Origin of the sequence: Bordetella holmesii (assembly GCF_020735985.1) — a bacterium.
Classification (GTDB): Bacteria; Pseudomonadota; Gammaproteobacteria; order Burkholderiales; family Burkholderiaceae_B; genus Bordetella; species Bordetella holmesii.
On the sequence record NZ_CP085973.1, the window covers coordinates 1,534,869 to 1,552,403 of the forward strand.

Here is a 17,535-nt window from a genome sequence, read left to right on the forward strand (position 1 = left end):
GATGTCTTTTCGCCGGATGAATACTCACCAGAGGGGCGCAATGCAAAAAAGGCACACGCAACGGCAACCGTTCAAAGCCGTCAAACTGCCCAGCCTGATTGCCGCGCTGCTGTTGCCGGCGCTGGCTCATGCGTTTGACCCTTTCGTCGTGCGCGATATTCGCGTCGAGGGTATCCAGCGTACCGACGCGGGCACCGTCTTCGGGTACCTGCCCGTCAAAGTGGGTGAAAAATTCACGGAAGCCGAGGCCTCCGAGGCCATTCGGCGGCTTTACGCTACCGGCTTTTTCAGCGACGTTCAGGTCCGTACCGAGAACAACGTGGTGGTGGTGGTCGTGCAAGAGCGCCCGACCATTGCCTCGATCAGCTTCAACGGCATGCGTGAGTTCGAATCCAAGAACATCATCAAGTCGCTGTCGCAAGTCGGGTTTGGCGAAGGCCGAATCTTCGATCAGTCCATGCTCGAGCGCGCGCAATACGAGCTCAAAGAACAATACCTGAGCAAAGGCAAGTACGGGGTGGAAGTCACCGCCACGGTCACGCCTTTGCCACGCAACCGTGTGGGTGTGAGCTTTGACGTGTTCGAAGGCGATGTGGCCAAGATCCGCGAGATCCGCGTGGTCGGCAACAAGGCTTTCTCGGAGAGCGAGCTGCTGGATCAGTTCGATCTGACCACGCCGGGGTGGCTGACCTGGTACACCAACACCGACAAGTACTCGCGTGAGAAGCTCGAGGGCGATATCGAGCGCCTGCGTTCGTTCTATCTCGATCGCGGCTATCTTGAATTTTCCTCCGAGCCGCCGCAGGTCACGATCTCGCCGGATCGCAAGGACATCTACATTACGGTCACGATCCACGAGGGCGAGCCTTACAAGGTGCGCAGCGTGAAGCTGGCTGGCAATCTGCTCGGCCTGGATGCCGAGATCGAAAAGCTCATCGAGATCAAGCCTAACGAGGTCTTTTCGGCGGCCAAGGCCAATAATTCGGCCAAGGCGATCACCGACTACCTGGGTGAGCTGGGCTACGCGTTTGCCAACGTTAACCCCAACCCGCAACTGGATCGCGAAAAGCACGAAGCCGATGTGACGTTCTACGTCGATCCCAGCCGCCGTGTGTACGTACGCCGCATCCAGATCGGTGGCAACACCCGCACCCGTGACCAGGTCGTGCGGCGTGAAATGCGCCAGCAGGAAGCCGCCTGGTACGACGCCGGCGACATCAAGGTCTCGCGCGATCGCATTGATCGTCTGGGCTACTTCAACGAGGTCAACGTCAAGACCGACCCCGTGCCGGGCTCGCCCGATCAGGTCGACGTCAACGTTGACCTTAAAGAAAAACCCACTGGCATGATCAACCTCGGTGTGGGTTACGGCTCGACCGACAAGGCGATTCTGTCGGCCGGTATCAGTGAAGACAACGTCTTCGGCAGCGGCACCAACCTGTCGTTGCAGGTCAATACCAGCAAGACCAACCGTGCCGCGGTGCTCTCGCATACGGATCCGTACTTCACCAAGGAAGGGATCAGCCGCACCACGTCGCTGTACTACCGCGTCACGGAACCCTGGAACAACAACGACGGTGACTACCGCGTCAAGTCCATGGGTCTGGGCATGAATTTCGGTGTACCGATTTCCGAGTACGACCGGATCTTCCTGGGCGCCAGCCTTGAGCGCAACCAGATCAATCTGTACAGCAACTCGCCGCAGGCCTATCGCAATTTCGTTGACCAGTACGGCGATTCGACCAACGCAGTCATCTTCAGCACGGGCTGGTCCAAGGATACGCGTGACAGCGCGTTGGCGCCGACCAAGGGTTCCTACACCCGGCTCAAGGGCGACGTCTCGACGATGGATCTGAAGTACTACCTGCTGACCGCTCAGCAGCAGTATTTCCTGCCTTTGGGCCGCGACTACACCCTGGCGCTAAACGGTATGGCCGATTACGGCCACTCGTACGGTGGCAAGGATTATCCGGTGATCAAGAACGTCTACGGCGGCGGCATCGGTACCGTGCGCGGCTACGATGGCGCCTCGCTGGGTCCGCGTGACACGCTTACTGGCGACTACCTGGGTGGCTCGCGCCGCCTGATCGCCAACGCGCAGCTGTATCTGCCGTTCCCCGGGGCCAACAAGGACCGCACGTTGCGCTGGTTCCTGTTTGCCGACGCCGGCCAGGTCTCGGCCGGCAGCGGCATGTCGTGCACGGCGGGCAAATCGAGCGATCCGGTCGAAGATACTTGCGGTTGGCGTTATTCGGCGGGTATTGGTCTGTCGTGGCAGTCCCCGCTGGGCCCGCTGCAACTGTCCTACGCCCGTCCGCTCAATTCCAAGCCGGGCGACGACAAACAGAGCTTCCAGTTCCAGATCGGTACCGGATTCTGATAGCTTGAGACGCTGGTTGATTTAAAGGATCGATTAACCTCAAGGCACGCAATTTATTATTTCATCGTGCCGATGGGGTTAATCGTAACGGTTGAAACATGGGGTTATGGGCTTAGGCTCGCTCCCCAGCGGTTTAGTGGCACAATATTGACTTTGCCCTTTACCTCCCAAAGGTGAGATTTTCATGATGTCTGATTACGCACTCAACACCTCGGGCCGGCGCGCCGGCAAACTGGCGACGTCCCTGGCGCTGGCGGGTGCACTGTTGTTCGGCTCTGCAGCGGTCACGACGGCACAGGCGCAAGGCACCAAGATCGGCTTTGTGAACACGGAGCGGATTCTGCGTGAATCGGGTCCGGCCAAGGCGGCGCAAAGCAAGATCGAAGGCGAATTCAAGCGCCGCGACGACGAACTGCAGCGCATGGGTACGCAACTGCGCAGCCAGGCCGAGAAGTTCGACAAGGACGCTCCCGTGCTGTCGGAGTCCGATCGCGTCAAGCGTCAGCGCGAGCTTTCCAATCTGGACATGGATCTGCAGCGCAAGCGCCGCGAATTCCAGGAAGATTTCAATCGCCGCCGCAATGAAGAGTTCTCGGGTATCGTGACCAAGGCCAACGAAGCCATCAAGCGCATCGCCGAGCAAGAGAACTACGACCTCATCGTGCAAGATGCCGTCACCGTCAACCCGCGTGTCGACATCACCGACAAGGTGATCCAGGCTCTGGGCCGCTGATCGTCCATGCCCGTCTTGCTGGATCCTGCCCGGGCACCGCGCCTGGATGCATTGTTGTCCCGGGTCAGTACGCAAGGCCTGGACCCGAAGCTTGATACCGGCGACGCGGAGTTGCCGCTGATTGCCGGTATCGGCACGCTGGCTTCGGCCAGCGCCCAGGAAATCTCTTTCCTCTCAAATCCGCGTTATCAAAGCCAGCTGGCCAATAGCGGCGCCGCGGCGGTGATCGTCACCCCCGAAGTGGCTCAGGCGCAGCGGGAGCAGGGTTGCTCCCAGCTGTACGTGGTTTGCCAACACCCCTATCTGCTGTACGCGCGCCTGGCGCAGTGGTTTGATGCCGAGCGCCGGGGCTTGCCCGTCGCTGGCGTGCATCCGACTGCCGTGGTCGCTGACGATGTCGTGATCGAAGACGGCGCCAGCGTGGGGCCGCAATGCGTCATCGAATCCGGGGTTCATATCGGGCGGGGCGCGGTCATCGGGCCTGCCTGCGTGATTGGCAAGGACTGCCGCATCGGTGCCGACAGCCGCTTGAGTGCCCGTGTCACCCTCTACGAGCGTGTGACGATCGGCGCTCGCGCCATCATCCACAGCGGTGCGGTGCTCGGGGCAGACGGCTTCGGGTTTGCGCCCGACCCGACTCTTGGCAAAGGGGCCTGGGGTAAGATTCCGCAACTGGGCGGCGTCACGATAGGTGACGATGTCGAAATCGGTGCTAACACCACGATCGATCGCGGTGCGTTGGAAGATACCGTCATCGGCAATGGTGCAAAGCTCGACAACCTCATCATGATCGCGCATAACGTACGGGTCGGCGCGCATACCGCGATTGCGGCGTGCACCGGCGTGGCCGGTTCGACCACGATAGGCGAGCGCTGCATTGTGGGCGGGGCGGCCATGTTCTCGGGTCATCTGACCATTTGCGACGACGTGACGATCTCGGGCGGCACGCCCGTGACGTCGAGCATCAGCAAACCGGGCCGTTATACCGGTGTCTATCCCTATGCCGAGCATGGGGAGTGGCAACGCAACGCCGCCGTGATACAACAGCTGGCCCAATTGCGTCGACGGGTGCGCACGCTCGAAAAAGCGTAGGCTGCACACCGCGAAACCTGTTTAGGCGAGGCCGTCCCCGGGCGGCCTCGCGTCATCTATTTACATTGCAGGAATGAAAGACATGGAACTCGATATCAAGGGGATTATGGAGCGTCTGCCGCATCGCTATCCGATGCTGCTGATTGACCGGGTGCTCGAAATGGTCCCTGGCAAGTCCATCGTCGCCATTAAGAACGTCTCGATCAATGAGCCGTTTTTCAATGGCCATTTTCCCCATCATCCGGTGATGCCCGGCGTCCTCATCGTCGAGGCAATGGCGCAGGCTTCGGCCTTGTTTTCGTTTACCGACGAAAACGGTGGCCTCAAATCCGAGGCAGGTAAGACGGCGTATTATCTGGTGGGTATCGACGGTGCGCGGTTCCGTCGTCCGGTGGTGGCGGGCGACCAGTTGCGCGTCGAAGTCCAAGCAGAGCGCCTCAGCCGCACCATCTGCAAGTATCAGGGTCGTGCTCTGGTCGACGGCCAACTGGTAGCCGAGGCCAAACTGATGTGCGCCATTCGCAGTCTGGAAGAGTAAATGTCTGCAAACATTCATCCCACCGCAGTGGTCGATCCGGCCGCTCGTATCGATAGTTCGGCCAAGATAGGTCCTTATTGTGTGGTGGGTCCCGATGTGACTATCGGCGCCGGCACCGAGATCGGGCCTCACTGCGTCATCGATGGCGTCACCACCATCGGGCGGGATAATCGCTTCTACCGGTTCTGCTCCATCGGCGGCATGCCACAGGACAAGAAATACGCTGGCGAAGCGACCCGGCTGGTAATCGGCGACCGCAATACGGTGCGCGAGTTCACCACCTTCAATACGGGCACGGTACAAGACGGCGGTGTGACCACGGTTGGCAATGACAACTGGATCATGGCCTATGTGCACATCGCCCACGATTGTCATATCGCCAACAATACGATTCTGGCCAACTCCGTGCAACTCGGCGGCCACGTCCATGTGGGTGATTGGGCCATTGTCGGTGGCCTGACCGGTGTGCATCAGTTCTCCAAGATTGGCGCGCACAGCATGACGGGGGGCAATAGCTCGCTGATGCAGGACACTCCGCCTTATGTGCTCGGCGCAGGCAACCCCTGCCGGCCTGTCGGGGTCAACGTCGAGGGGCTAAAGCGCCGGGGATTTTCACCCGCCAGCATTTCAGCGCTTCGGGATGCCTACAAGACGCTCTACCGCCGAGGGCTGTCCCTCGAAGAAGCGCGCAACGAGTTGCGTGTTCGCCAACAAGCCGAGCCCGAGGTTGCCGCCGACTTGCAGGTGCTGTTGGACTTTCTGGACGTCTCCAACCGGGGCATCATCCGGCCATGAGTCTGTCCATTGGTATGGTGGCCGGCGAGCCTTCGGGCGACTTGCTGGCCGGACGCATCATCGGGGGCCTGCAAGCGCGGGCCCCCGATCTGCATTGCGCGGGCATCGGCGGGCCGCAGATGCAGGCCCGAGGCTTTCAGGCCTGGCACCCCATGCATGCGTTGTCGGTATTCGGGTATGTGGATGCTCTCAAGCGCATCCCCAGCTTGTTGTCGATTTATGGGGATACCAAGCGGCGCCTGCTCTGCGACAAGCCAAGTGCGTTCGTCGGTATCGACGCGCCCGACTTTAATTTGCGCCTGGAGCTGCAATTACGTCAGGCCGGCATCCCCACGGTGCATTTTGTGGGTCCATCGATCTGGGCATGGCGCTATGAACGTATCCACAAGATTCGCGCGGCCGTCTCGCACATGCTGGTGCTTTTCCCGTTTGAGGAAGAGATCTACCAGAAAGAGGGCATCCCGGTGACTTATGTGGGGCATCCGTTGGCGAACGTGATTCCCATGCACCCGGATCGTGAGGCGGCACGCGCTCGCCTGGGCCTGACGCCCGGCGAGCGCGTGCTCGCCATTCTGCCGGGTAGTCGGTCGTCCGAGATCCGCATCCTCGCGCCGCGCTTTCTGGCGGCGGCGCAGTTGCTGTTGCGCAATGACCCGGCGCTGCGTTGCATCGTGCCCATGGTCAATCCGCAGCGGCGCGCCGAGTTCGAGGCGATTCTGGCGCTGCATCCCGTGCCGGGTCTGCGCTGTGTGACCACCGACGATGTTCAGGGCGACCCGGGCACGCCGGTGGCCTGGAGCGTCATGGAGGCCGCCGATGCGGTGCTGGTGGCCAGTGGCACGGCCACGCTGGAGACGGCGCTCTATAAGCGTCCGATGGTGATTTCTTACGTCTTGTCGCCCTGGATGCGGCGCATCATGGCCTGGAAATCCGGGCAGCAGCGGCCCTATCTGCCCTGGGTGGGCCTGCCGAATGTGCTGCTGAAGGATTTTGCCGTCCCCGAGCTGCTGCAGGATGACGCTACGCCTCAGAAGCTGGCCGAGGCCGTGTGGACCTCGCTCACGGATAAGGACAATGCCGCACGCATCGAGGCTCGCTTTACCGCGCTGCATCAGGAGTTGATGCGCGATACGCCTGCGCTGGCCGCCCGGGCCATACTGGAGGTGGCGCATGGCGCAGGCTGATCTGTTCGGCCAGGCCGAGTATCCGGTGCATGGTGTGGCCGGCGTCGATGAGGCGGGCAGGGGCCCGCTGGCCGGCGCGGTATATGCCGCGGCGGTCATGCTCGACCCGCAGCGGCCCATCGAGGGCCTGGCGGACTCCAAAGTGCTCAAGGCCGGGCGGCGGGAAGTGCTGGCCGAAACCATCAAGGCCGAGGCGCTTGCCTGGTGTATTGCCAGCGCCAGTGTCGAGGAAATCGACAGCCTGAATATCCTGCGAGCCACGTTGTTGGCCATGCGGCGGGCGGTGCTTGGGCTGGGTAGGGCGCCGCAACTGGCGCTGGTCGATGGCAACCAGGCGCCGACGTTGCACTGCACGGTGCAGACAGTGGTCAAGGGCGATGCGCTGGTGCCGGCGATTTCAGCCGCCTCCATTCTCGCCAAAACCGCGCGCGACAGCGATTTGCTTCGCCTGCACACGCTTTACCCGCAATATGCTTTTGATCAGCATAAGGGCTACGGGACGGCGTTGCATCTGGAGCGCTTGCGCGCCCACGGTCCTTGTCCCGAGCATCGCCGCAGTTTCGCACCGATCAAGGCGTTTGGCGCTGTGCTATGAAACTCATTACCTCACGCGAGAATCCGGCTGTCAAAGCCTTGCATCGCCTGGCCGAGCAGGCTGGACGGCGCGGTGCGCCGGTGCTGCTCGAAGGCGTGCATCTGTGCCAGGCGTGGTTGGCACGCCATGGGGCGCCGCAACAGGCCGTCTTTGATGCCGAACGCCTGGATCAGCCCGAACTGGCGGACCTGGCGCGGCGCGTGCCTCAGGATGTCTCGCTGGCCCTGGATTCGCGCCTGATGCGCGGCCTGGGAAGTGTGGAAGGCGATCAGGGCGTGGCTTTTGTGGTGCGCGCTCCGGATGTGGCGCTGCCCGAGACGATTCGTGCCAATTGCGTATGGCTGGACCGCATCCAGGATCCCGGTAATGTGGGCACCTTGCTGCGCACCTGCGCGGCGGCCGGGATACGGCAGGCTTTTCTGGCTACCGGCAGTGCGGCGGCCTGGTCACCCAAAGTGTTACGCAGTGGGCAGGGCGCACATTTTGCGCTGGAAATCCATGAGCATGTCGACCTGCACGCCTTGAGCAGCCGCCTGCGCATTCCGATGGCGGTCACGACCTTGGAGCAATCGCAGGACTTGTTCGCCACGGCGCTGCCTTCTGCCCTGGCCTGGGTATTTGGCCATGAGGGGCAGGGAGTGGATGCCGCCTTGCAGGCGCGCGCCGAACTGCGGCTGCGCATCGCGCATGACACGCATGCCGTCGAGTCGCTCAATGTCGGTGCGGCGGCGGCGATCTGTCTGTTTGAGCAACGTCGGCAGGGCAATTTCGCCTGATTCTCTCGCTCCCGGAGCCTGGTTTCGCTATGCTGGCAGGCATTCAATGGGAGCGGTTTCAATGAATGCATTTTTTCGGCCCGTGCGCGGGCTGGCGGTCGTCATGGCGGTGCTAAGCGGGCTGGCTGCCTGCGCCGGTCATGAGCGCGCCTCGCTGGTGCAAGTGCGCAATGGCGAGGGGGATCGTATCGTGATTCTGTCGCGCGCAGTTGCGGCCGCGGTCTCGGGCGACGATGGCCGCCGCTTGCCGGAAAGCTCACGCTGGCGCCGCATCGGTGCGGTGCCGCAGGGCGACGTTTACCGCCGTCTGGATGATCGTTTCGTGGTGCGCACCCAGGGGCGCGAGCGCGAAGCCTATCTGGTCGAATCCAACGGCAAGCTGATGGGGTTCTATCTGCCGGGCGAGAGCTGGTTCGTGCCCCTGTCCTCGCCCGTGCGCCTGCCGAACTGGCAGCGCTGATCCGCGCCGCTCAATAGCGGCCCAGCCCCACCTCCTGCAACACGGTGGTGGCGATTTCCTCGATGGACTTCGTCGTGGTCGACAGCCACGATATCCCTTCGCGGCGCATCATCCGCTCGGCTTCGGCGACTTCGTAGCGGCATTGCTCGATGGTCGCGTACTGGCTGTTGGGCCGGCGTTCGTTGCGCACTTCGGCCAGGCGGTCTGGTTGGATGGACAGCCCGAAGAGTTTGCTGCGGTAGGGCGCGATGGTCTTAGGCAGCGTGTTGCGCTCGAAGTCGTCCGGCGTGAGCGGGAAGTTGGCCGCCTTGATGGCGTATTGCATGGCGAGGTAAAGGCTGGTGGGCGTCTTGCCACACCGCGATACGCCCACCAGGATGACGTCGGCCTGATCGAGTTGATTGACGAACTGGCCGTCGTCGTGCGCCAGGCTGAAGTTGATGGCGTCGATACGGTTGCGGTATTTCTCGGAATCGGCCGCCATGTGTGAGCGACCGATCGAGTGGCTGGATTTCAGGCCAAGGGCCTGCTCGATGTGACTGACGAAGGTGCCGAACAGATCGAGGAAGATCCCGTTGGCCTGCCGGACCCGCGAGAGGATCTCGGGATTGACCAAGGTGCTGAAGACGATGGGTGGCAGGCCGGTTTCGTCGGCGTTGCGGTTGATGCGGGCGGCCGTTTCTTCGGCCTTCTGCAGCGTGTCGATAAATGGTAGCCGGATGGGCTTGAATTCGACCTCCTCGAATTGCGACAGCACCGAATGGCTGAAGGTTTCGGCGGTGATGCCGGTGCTATCGGAGACGATGTAGACAGTGCGGACTATCGGGCTTGCGGTCATATGTAAAAATTTCCAACCAGGGAAGGGCTAGGGACTACCCGAACGAGTACAATCAGACCCCTGAAAAGTCACCCCAAGGGCACCCAGGCCAGTTTGGTCAGCTCAGGTTTTTCTGTCCTGACCAAACTCGCTTTCTTCCATTGTAAAAGGTGACTTCAATGTCGTATGTCGTTAGTTTCGAGCAGCTCCGCATGACGGATGTGGACTCGGTAGGAGGTAAGAACGCATCGTTAGGTGAAATGATCAGTCAGCTGTCTGGCGCGGGCGTCCGTGTTCCGGGCGGCTTTGCCACGACTGCTCAAGCCTTCCGAGACTTCCTGACGGCTTCCGGCCTGGACAAGCGTATTGCAGATCGCCTGTCCACCCTCAATCCCGAAGACGTGCGTGAGCTGGCCGTGGCTGGCGCCGAGATCCGTCAGTGGATCATCGATGCACCGTTTTCGGCAGAGTTCGAGCAGGCCATCCGCGACAGCTTCGCTAAGCTTGACGCCGATGGCAAGGGTTCGTTTGCCGTCCGCTCGTCGGCCACCGCCGAGGACCTGCCCGATGCGTCCTTTGCCGGCCAGCAGGAAACCTTCCTGAACGTCGTTGGCATCGATGACGTGCTGGACAAGATCCGCCATGTCTTTGCCTCGCTCTACAACGACCGCGCGATTTCCTATCGCGTGCACAAGGGTTACGCCCACGCGGAGGTCGCTCTGTCGGCGGGCGTGCAACGCATGGTGCGTTCTGACAAAGGCAGCGCTGGCGTCATGTTCACCATCGACACCGAGTCGGGATTTGAAGAGGTGGTGTTCATCACTTCCTCGTATGGCCTGGGCGAGACGGTGGTGCAGGGGGCGGTCAATCCGGACGAGTTCTACGTGTTCAAGCACGCTCTGGAAGCGGGCCACTATCCCATTCTCAGCCGCCGCATCGGTTCGAAGCTCATCAAGATGGAATTCGACCCCGAGCGCCCCGAAGGCCGCGCCGTGCGCACGGTGGATGTCCCCGTCTCCGAGCGCAATCGTTATTCGCTGACCGATGACGAAGTCATCGAACTGGCCCGTTATGCCGTCATCATCGAGAAGCACTATCAACGCCCGATGGACATCGAATGGGGCCGCGACGGCGTCGATGGCAAGATCTACATTCTGCAGGCCCGTCCTGAGACCGTGAAGTCCCAGCAAAGCGGCAATGATGTGCAGTTGCGCTACCGCCTGAAGGCCACGGGTCACGTGCTGGCCACCGGCCGCGCCATCGGTCAGAAAATCGGCGCCGGCCCCGTGCGTATCGTCGCCGACGTCTCCGAAATGGACAAGGTCCAGCCCGGCGACGTGCTGGTGACCGACATGACCGACCCCAACTGGGAGCCGGTCATGAAGCGCGCCTCGGCCATCGTCACCAACCGTGGCGGGCGCACCTGCCACGCCGCGATCATCGCGCGCGAGCTGGGCATCCCGGCTGTTGTGGGGTGTGGTGACGCGACCGATATTCTCAAGGAAGGGCAGCCGGTAACTGTCTCCTGCGCCGAGGGTGATGAGGGCCGCATCTATGATGGGCTGATCGAGACCGAAGTCGAGGAAGTCCGCCGTGGTTCGATGCCGCCCATCGACGTGAAGATCATGATGAACGTGGGCAATCCTCAGCTTGCCTTCGACTTCGCTCAGATTCCGAACTCCGGCGTCGGTCTGGCCCGCCTGGAATTCATCATCAACAACAATATCGGCATCCACCCGAAGGCCGTGCTCGACTATCCGAACGTGGATGGCGAACTCAAGCAGGCGGTGGAGTCGGCCGCTCGCGGTCACGCCAGCCCGCGCGCTTTCTTTGTCGAGAAGCTGGCCGAAGGCGTGGCGACCACCGGTGCAGCGTTCTGGCCGAAGTCGGTCATCGTGCGTATGTCGGACTTCAAGTCCAACGAGTACCGCAAGCTGGTCGGCGGTTCGCGCTATGAGCCCGAAGAAGAGAACCCCATGCTCGGCTTTCGCGGCGCTTCGCGCTACATCGCCGAAGACTTCGCCGAGTGCTTCCGCATGGAATGCGAAGCCCTCAAGAAGGTGCGCGACGAAATGGGCCTGACCAACGTCGAGATCATGGTGCCCTTCGTGCGTACGGTGGGCCAGGCGCGCAAGGTTGTCGAACTGCTGGCCGCCCACGGCCTCAAGCGCGGCGAGAATGGCCTGCGCCTGATCATGATGTGCGAAGTGCCGTCCAACGCGATTCTGGCCGAGCAGTTCCTGGAGCATTTCGACGGCTTCTCGATCGGTTCGAACGACATGACCCAGTTGACCCTGGGCCTGGACCGCGACTCCGGTATGGAGTTGCTGGCTGCCGATTTCGACGAACGGGACGATGCGGTCAAGTTCATGCTGCGCCGTGCGATCCAGGCTTGCCTGGCTGCTGACAAGTACGTGGGTATCTGCGGCCAAGGCCCCAGCGACCATCCGGACTTCGCGCAGTGGCTCAAAGACGAAGGTATTCTGTCCATGTCTCTGAACCCGGACACCGTGGTCGATACCTGGCAGCAGCTTGCCAAGGGCTGATCCCGCCAAGGGTCTTGCACCATGAAAAAGGCGGCAACCGCGAGGTTGCCGCCTTTTTTTGTGGCCGGCTCTGGCAGGCTCAGGCCGTGCGCTGGCTGGCAGCGTAATGGGCCACAAAGCGCGCAAGCAGGCCACACGCCTGAGGGGTCGCGCTGACGCCGGCGCTCAGTGCCGCCGTATCCAGGCCCTCGCGCGCGTAGGCGTCACCATGGTGCAGGATGTGGTCGCGCACGAAGTCGGCCTGGAACTCCGGATGAAACTGGGTGCTGTAGACGCCGGGCCGCAACCTGAGCATCTGGTGGGCATCCATGGGCGAGCTGGCCAGCACGATGCTTCCACCCGGGGGCGTGATGACGCTTTGGGCATGCATCATCTGGGCCGGCAGGCGCTGGGGCAGGCCGGCTGTGACCGGGTCGTCCTGGGCGGCTGCCGACAGCGTGATCTCGTGCGTGCCCAACTCACGCCCGGCCGGGTTGTAGTCGACCCGCCCACCCAGGGCGTGCGCGAGCAATTGGTGCCCATAGCAGATGCCAAACATCGGCAGGCCAGCCTCGGCGGCGCTGCGTAACCACAGGGCGCAGGCTTCGCTCCAGTCTTCGTGGTCGGTCACCATGGCCGGAGAGCCGGTGATCAGGGCGGCGCGGTACCTGGAAGGCGCCTCGGGCGACTGGCCCTCGTGCACGGCGACGACGTGGACCTCTGAGCGGGCCAGGCCCGCTGCCCGGCGTATCATTTCCGCATAGCTGCCATGGTGGCTGGCGAGCCCGGCGTCGGGGTCGCCAGTGTGAAGAATGAGGATGGGCAAGGGCAAGGGCATGGGCATGGGCGTCATGATGCGGGAATAAACTCGGAGAATGATAGCTCGCCCTGACCGCCTTTCGGGTTAGAAAGACAGGACTTGCCTTGTGGGAGTCCGTACAATCGGGGCTATCAATTCCCAGGGGCGGTTTTATGTGGATCTGGTTCGGCCTGGCAGCGGTGGCCCTCATCGGTGAGGTGGCTTCGGGCACCTTCTACCTGTTGCTGGTGGCGTTGGGGCTGGCGGCGGCCGGGCTGGTTGCCTGGGGTGGCCTGGCTCTGGAATGGCAGTTGCTGGCCTGCGCACTCATCGCCCTGTTGGGGCTGCTGGTGCTGCGCCGCAGGGGCGTGCTCAAAAAACGCGAAATCGATGCGTCGCGCAATGCCGATGTCAATCTGGATATCGGGCAGACCGTCAGCGTCGAAGCATGGTCGGCAACAGGCGAGGCACGTGTTCAGTACCGCGGCGCGTCATGGCAGGCTCAGTTGGCCGCCGGCCAACCGCGGCAATCGGGCCTTCACGTCATCACCGAAATTCAGGGTGCGGTACTGGTGCTGGCACCCAAGTCTCACCCGGCGCGCTGATGCGGCGCCAGCTCATTTGTAGGGGGAATCATGCTGTTTGATACATCAACCACGGTGCTGGTGGTCGTCGTCGTCCTGGCGCTTCTGGTAGTCATCAAGGCCATTGCCATCGTGCCTCAGCAACATGCCTGGGTGGTCGAGCGGTTGGGCAAATTCGATCGCGTGCTCTCTCCGGGCGCGGACTTTGTGATTCCCTTTATCGAGCGGGTGGCCTACAAACATTCGCTCAAGGAAATTCCGCTCGATGTGCCCAGCCAGGTCTGCATCACGCGTGACAACACGCAGTTGCAGGTCGATGGCGTGCTGTATTTCCAGGTCACTGACGCCATGCGTGCTTCGTATGGTTCGTCGAACTATATTTCGGCCATCACGCAACTGTCGCAGACGACGTTGCGCTCGGTGATCGGCAAGCTGGAACTGGACCGCACCTTTGAGGAGCGCGACTTCATCAATACGACCATCGTGGCCTCGCTGGATGAGGCGGCCTTGAATTGGGGTGTGAAAGTCCTGCGCTATGAAATCAAGGATCTGACGCCTCCGGCCGAAATCCTGCGTGCCATGCAGGCGCAGATCACGGCCGAGCGCGAGAAACGGGCTCTCATTGCCGCGTCCGAAGGCCGCCGCCAGGAGCAGATCAATATCGCCACGGGCGAGCGTGAAGCGGCCATCGCGCGCTCCGAGGGCGAGAAACAGGCGCAGATCAATAAGGCGCAGGGCGAGGCGGCTGCGGTCCTGGCGATTGCCGAGGCCACGGCCAAGGCCATCACCCAAGTGGGCGATGCCGTACGCCAACCGGGGGGCATGGAGGCAGTAAACCTCAAGGTCGCCGAGCGTTATGTCGAGGCCTTTGGCGAAGTGGCCAAAGAAGGCAATACGCTCATTCTGCCTTCCAACCTGTCTGACGTCGGTGGGTTGGTCGCTTCGGCGATGACGATTGTTAAGTCCACCCGTACCTGATTGAGTCGTTCTGGCGCCCTGCGCCGCCATTGATCCGCCATGCTAGCTGTGAAGATTCAATAGGTTGTATGCATGGTTCATCCGAACCGGATTTGAGAAACTGGAAATCGCCAACCCCCCAGTTCACTCAAGGAGCCCGGCCGGATGAACACCCATAAGCATGCCCGATTGACCTTCCTACGTCGACTCGAAATGGTCCAGCAATTGATCGCCCATCAAGTTTGTGTGCCTGAAGCGGCCCGCGCCTATGGGGTCACCGCGCCGACTGTGCGCAAATGGCTGGGCCGCTTCCTGGCTCAGGGCCAGGCGGGCTTGGCCGATGCGTCCTCGCGCCCGACGGTCTCGCCCCGAGCGATTGCGCCGGCCAAGGCGCTGGCTATCGTGGAGCTGCGCCGCAAGCGGCTGACCCAAGCGCGCATCGCCCAGGCGCTGGGCGTGTCAGCCAGCACCGTCAGCCGCGTCCTGGCCCGCGCCGGTCTGTCGCACCTGGCCGACCTGGAGCCGGCCGAGCCGGTGGTGCGCTACGAGCATCAGGCCCCCGGCGATCTGCTGCACATCGACATCAAGAAGCTGGGACGTATCCAGCGCCCTGGCCACCGGGTCACGGGCAACCGACGCGATACCGTTGAGGGGGCCGGCTGGGACTTCGTCTTCGTGGCCATCGATGACCACGCCCGCGTGGCCTTCACCGACATCCACCCCGACGAGCGCTTCCCCAGCGCCGTCCAGTTCCTCAAGGACGCAGTGGCCTACTACCAGCGCCTGGGCGTGACCATCCAGCGCTTGCTCACCGACAATGGCTCGGCCTTTCGCAGCCGCGCCTTCGCCGCGCTGTGCCATGAGCTGGGCATCAAGCACCGCTTTACCCGACCTTACCGCCCACAGACCAATGGCAAGGCCGAACGCTTCATCCAGTCGGCCTTGCGTGAGTGGGCTTACGCTCACACCTACCAGAACTCCCAACACCGAGCCGATGCCATGAAATCCTGGCTACACCACTACAACTGGCATCGACCCCACCAAGGCATCGGGCGCGCTGTACCCATCTCCAGACTCAACCTGGACGAATACAACCTATTGACAGTTCACAACTAGGCCGCCTCGGGGTAGGCCAGGTCTACCCTGCTGCGACCGCCTGCCTTGGCGCGATACAGCGCCCGGTCCGCCCGCTCCATCGCCACGGTCAGGCTCTCGACCCCGTCCCAGGCTGCCACGCCGCCGCTGAAGGTGTAGCGCAACTGGCGATCGCCGTACTGACAGGGCATGGTGCCCAACACGGCAAGCATGCGGGCGGCCAGGGCCTGGGCCTCCAGCACGCTGAGATCCGGCATGGCGGCAATAAATTCCTCTCCGCCCAGGCGCCCGAGCGCATCGCCCGGACGCAGCAGCGCGCCGGCCACCACCGCAAAATGCCGCAGCACGGCGTCCCCGGCCGCGTGCCCCATGCTGTCGTTGACCTTCTTGAAATGGTCGATGTCCAGCACCAGCAAGGCCATGGGCCTGCCCGTGTCGCGGGCATGCTGGCCCATCTCCAGCGCAGCATGCCACCAGGCCTTGCGCGACATCACGCCTGTCAGGAAATCCGTGTTGGCCTCGCGCTCCCGCACGATCAGCATGCGATCGTGGATCATCATGATCAGACCCAGCGTCAAACTGGGCATGACAACGACTCCCAAAGACAGAAACACGACATTCAGCCGCGTGGGCGTGAGCAGATCCGGCACGGCGTCGAGCCCCAAGGCGTAGATCACCAGCCTCGTGGCATGGCCCACGATACCGGCCGAAGCCAGGCACAGCATGAAGATATGACCGTAGGCAAAGCGTTCTCGACGCGACACCCACACCGACCAGACCAGCACGATGAGCAGCACGGTGTAGATGAGCGAGGCCAGCACGATGCGCGCGCCGACATCCGGCGTGACGTACGTGTAGAACGCCAGCCCCACCACGAAAACCCCAACCGAGGCGAGCATCAGCCGCCACGACACGCCCTGGCCCAGGAAGCGGCGCACACCCAGCACGAACAGGCCGCCGCCCAGCGCATACAGCATATTGGCCACCAGGATGCCCAGCCACTGTGGTGCCCACGCCTGCTGCGCCATCAGCAGCATGGCCAGGATGGTGGTCACGTGGCCACTCATGGCCTCGCGTATACCGGGCATGCCGCTGCGCCACAGCGACCCCAGCACGCAAAGCCCGATCAGCGACGCCAGCGCGGTCATCAACAGCAAAGTGGTCGGGGCTAGCTGTGAACTGTCAATAGGTTGTATTCGTCCAGGTTGAGTCTGGAGATGGGTACAGCGCGCCCGATGCCTTGGTGGGGTCGATGCCAGTTGTAGTGGTGTAGCCAGGATTTCATGGCATCGGCTCGGTGTTGGGAGTTCTGGTAGGTGTGAGCGTAAGCCCACTCACGCAAGGCCGACTGGATGAAGCGTTCGGCCTTGCCATTGGTCTGTGGGCGGTAAGGTCGGGTAAAGCGGTGCTTGATGCCCAGCTCATGGCACAGCGCGGCGAAGGCGCGGCTGCGAAAGGCCGAGCCATTGTCGGTGAGCAAGCGCTGGATGGTCACGCCCAGGCGCTGGTAGTAGGCCACTGCGTCCTTGAGGAACTGGACGGCGCTGGGGAAGCGCTCGTCGGGGTGGATGTCGGTGAAGGCCACGCGGGCGTGGTCATCGATGGCCACGAAGACGAAGTCCCAGCCGGCCCCCTCAACGGTATCGCGTCGGTTGCCCGTGACCCGGTGGCCAGGGCGCTGGATACGTCCCAGCTTCTTGATGTCGATGTGCAGCAGATCGCCGGGGGCCTGATGCTCGTAGCGCACCACCGGCTCGGCCGGCTCCAGGTCGGCCAGGTGCGACAGACCGGCGCGGGCCAGGACGCGGCTGACGGTGCTGGCTGACACGCCCAGCGCCTGGGCGATGCGCGCTTGGGTCAGCCGCTTGCGGCGCAGCTCCACGATAGCCAGCGCCTTGGCCGGCGCAATCGCTCGGGGCGAGACCGTCGGGCGCGAGGACGCATCGGCCAAGCCCGCCTGGCCCTGAGCCAGGAAGCGGCCCAGCCATTTGCGCACAGTCGGCGCGGTGACCCCATAGGCGCGGGCCGCTTCAGGCACACAAACTTGATGGGCGATCAATTGCTGGACCATTTCGAGTCGACGTAGGAAGGTCAATCGGGCATGCTTATGGGTGTTCATCCGGCCGGGCTCCTTGAGTGAACTGGGGGGTTGGCGATTTCCAGTTTCTCAAATCCGGTTCGGATGAACCATGCATACAACCTATT

General features: G+C 62.5%; 17 protein-coding genes. 13 read left to right on the top strand and 4 right to left on the bottom strand.

Features of this window, described 5'->3' with window-relative positions; genetic code table 11:
- Position 1: 1 nt before the first annotated feature.
- From bamA to LK440_RS07330, 9 genes are all read left to right on the top strand, one after another.
- A complete protein-coding gene (gene bamA, locus LK440_RS07290; RefSeq protein WP_026087822.1) occupies positions 2–2,380 on the top strand; it encodes an outer membrane protein assembly factor BamA in 2,379 nt (792 codons plus the stop codon).
- Positions 2,381–2,564: 184 nt separating this feature from the next.
- Positions 2,565–3,113, top strand: coding sequence for an OmpH family outer membrane protein (locus LK440_RS07295; RefSeq protein ID WP_005013910.1), 549 nt, complete (start codon positions 2,565–2,567; stop codon positions 3,111–3,113).
- 6 nt (positions 3,114–3,119) lie between these two features.
- Positions 3,120–4,205, top strand: a complete 1,086-nt coding sequence (gene lpxD, locus LK440_RS07300; RefSeq protein WP_005013909.1) for a UDP-3-O-(3-hydroxymyristoyl)glucosamine N-acyltransferase — start codon at positions 3,120–3,122, stop codon at positions 4,203–4,205.
- Between the two features lie 82 nt (positions 4,206–4,287).
- Positions 4,288–4,743 carry a 3-hydroxyacyl-ACP dehydratase FabZ gene (gene fabZ / locus LK440_RS07305; protein WP_005013907.1) on the top strand — a complete coding sequence of 152 codons (456 nt, stop codon included), beginning with the start codon at positions 4,288–4,290 and terminating at the stop codon, positions 4,741–4,743.
- Positions 4,744–5,538, top strand: a complete 795-nt coding sequence (gene lpxA, locus LK440_RS07310) for an acyl-ACP--UDP-N-acetylglucosamine O-acyltransferase (protein ID WP_005013906.1) — start codon at positions 4,744–4,746, stop codon at positions 5,536–5,538.
- Positions 5,535–6,722, top strand: a complete 1,188-nt coding sequence (lpxB, locus tag LK440_RS07315; protein WP_005013904.1) for a lipid-A-disaccharide synthase — start codon at positions 5,535–5,537, stop codon at positions 6,720–6,722. The genes lpxA and lpxB overlap by 4 nt, the downstream gene beginning before the upstream one ends.
- Positions 6,709–7,317: a ribonuclease HII gene (gene rnhB, locus LK440_RS07320; protein WP_005013901.1), complete on the top strand. Its 609-nt coding sequence runs from the start codon at positions 6,709–6,711 to the stop codon at positions 7,315–7,317. The genes lpxB and rnhB overlap by 14 nt, the downstream gene beginning before the upstream one ends.
- Positions 7,314–8,093 (top strand): TrmH family RNA methyltransferase, encoded by a 780-nt coding sequence (locus tag LK440_RS07325; RefSeq protein ID WP_005013899.1) that lies wholly within the window; start codon positions 7,314–7,316, stop codon positions 8,091–8,093. The genes rnhB and LK440_RS07325 overlap by 4 nt, the downstream gene beginning before the upstream one ends.
- A 61-nt stretch (positions 8,094–8,154) precedes the next feature.
- Positions 8,155–8,553: a hypothetical protein gene (locus LK440_RS07330; RefSeq protein WP_005013898.1), complete on the top strand. Its 399-nt coding sequence runs from the start codon at positions 8,155–8,157 to the stop codon at positions 8,551–8,553.
- 10 nt (positions 8,554–8,563) lie between these two features.
- Here LK440_RS07330 and ppsR read toward each other — a convergent pair whose 3' ends face one another.
- Entirely contained in the window at positions 8,564–9,391 is an 828-nt protein-coding gene (gene ppsR, locus LK440_RS07335; protein ID WP_005013895.1) for a posphoenolpyruvate synthetase regulatory kinase/phosphorylase PpsR, read from the bottom strand.
- Positions 9,392–9,549: 158 nt separating this feature from the next.
- Here ppsR and ppsA point away from each other — a divergent pair, with 158 nt between their 5' ends.
- Positions 9,550–11,916, top strand: a complete 2,367-nt coding sequence (gene ppsA / locus LK440_RS07340; protein WP_005013893.1) for a phosphoenolpyruvate synthase — start codon at positions 9,550–9,552, stop codon at positions 11,914–11,916.
- A 79-nt stretch (positions 11,917–11,995) separates the two neighbouring features.
- Here ppsA and LK440_RS07345 read toward each other — a convergent pair whose 3' ends face one another.
- Positions 11,996–12,733 (bottom strand): glutamine amidotransferase, encoded by a 738-nt coding sequence (locus LK440_RS07345; RefSeq protein WP_025341447.1) that lies wholly within the window; start codon positions 12,731–12,733, stop codon positions 11,996–11,998.
- Positions 12,734–12,867: 134 nt separating this feature from the next.
- Between LK440_RS07345 and LK440_RS07350 the strand changes: the two genes are divergently transcribed.
- From LK440_RS07350 to LK440_RS07360, 3 genes are all read left to right on the top strand, one after another.
- Positions 12,868–13,299, top strand: coding sequence for an NfeD family protein (locus LK440_RS07350; protein WP_005013878.1), 432 nt, complete (start codon positions 12,868–12,870; stop codon positions 13,297–13,299).
- A 33-nt stretch (positions 13,300–13,332) separates the two neighbouring features.
- Positions 13,333–14,256: an SPFH domain-containing protein gene (locus LK440_RS07355; RefSeq protein WP_025341446.1), complete on the top strand. Its 924-nt coding sequence runs from the start codon at positions 13,333–13,335 to the stop codon at positions 14,254–14,256.
- Positions 14,257–14,400: 144 nt separating this feature from the next.
- Complete coding sequence (locus tag LK440_RS07360) at positions 14,401–15,351, top strand: IS481-like element IS481 family transposase (RefSeq protein ID WP_005012808.1); 951 nt, start codon at positions 14,401–14,403, stop codon at positions 15,349–15,351.
- Here the strand turns inward: LK440_RS07360 and LK440_RS07365 are convergent.
- A complete protein-coding gene (locus tag LK440_RS07365; protein ID WP_227944800.1) occupies positions 15,348–16,478 on the bottom strand; it encodes a GGDEF domain-containing protein in 1,131 nt (376 codons plus the stop codon). The two genes, LK440_RS07360 and LK440_RS07365, sit on opposite strands and share 4 nt — an antisense overlap.
- 20 nt (positions 16,479–16,498) lie before the next feature.
- Positions 16,499–17,449, bottom strand: a complete 951-nt coding sequence (locus tag LK440_RS07370; protein ID WP_005012067.1) for an IS481-like element IS481 family transposase — start codon at positions 17,447–17,449, stop codon at positions 16,499–16,501.
- Between the last annotated feature and the right edge of the window lie 86 nt (positions 17,450–17,535).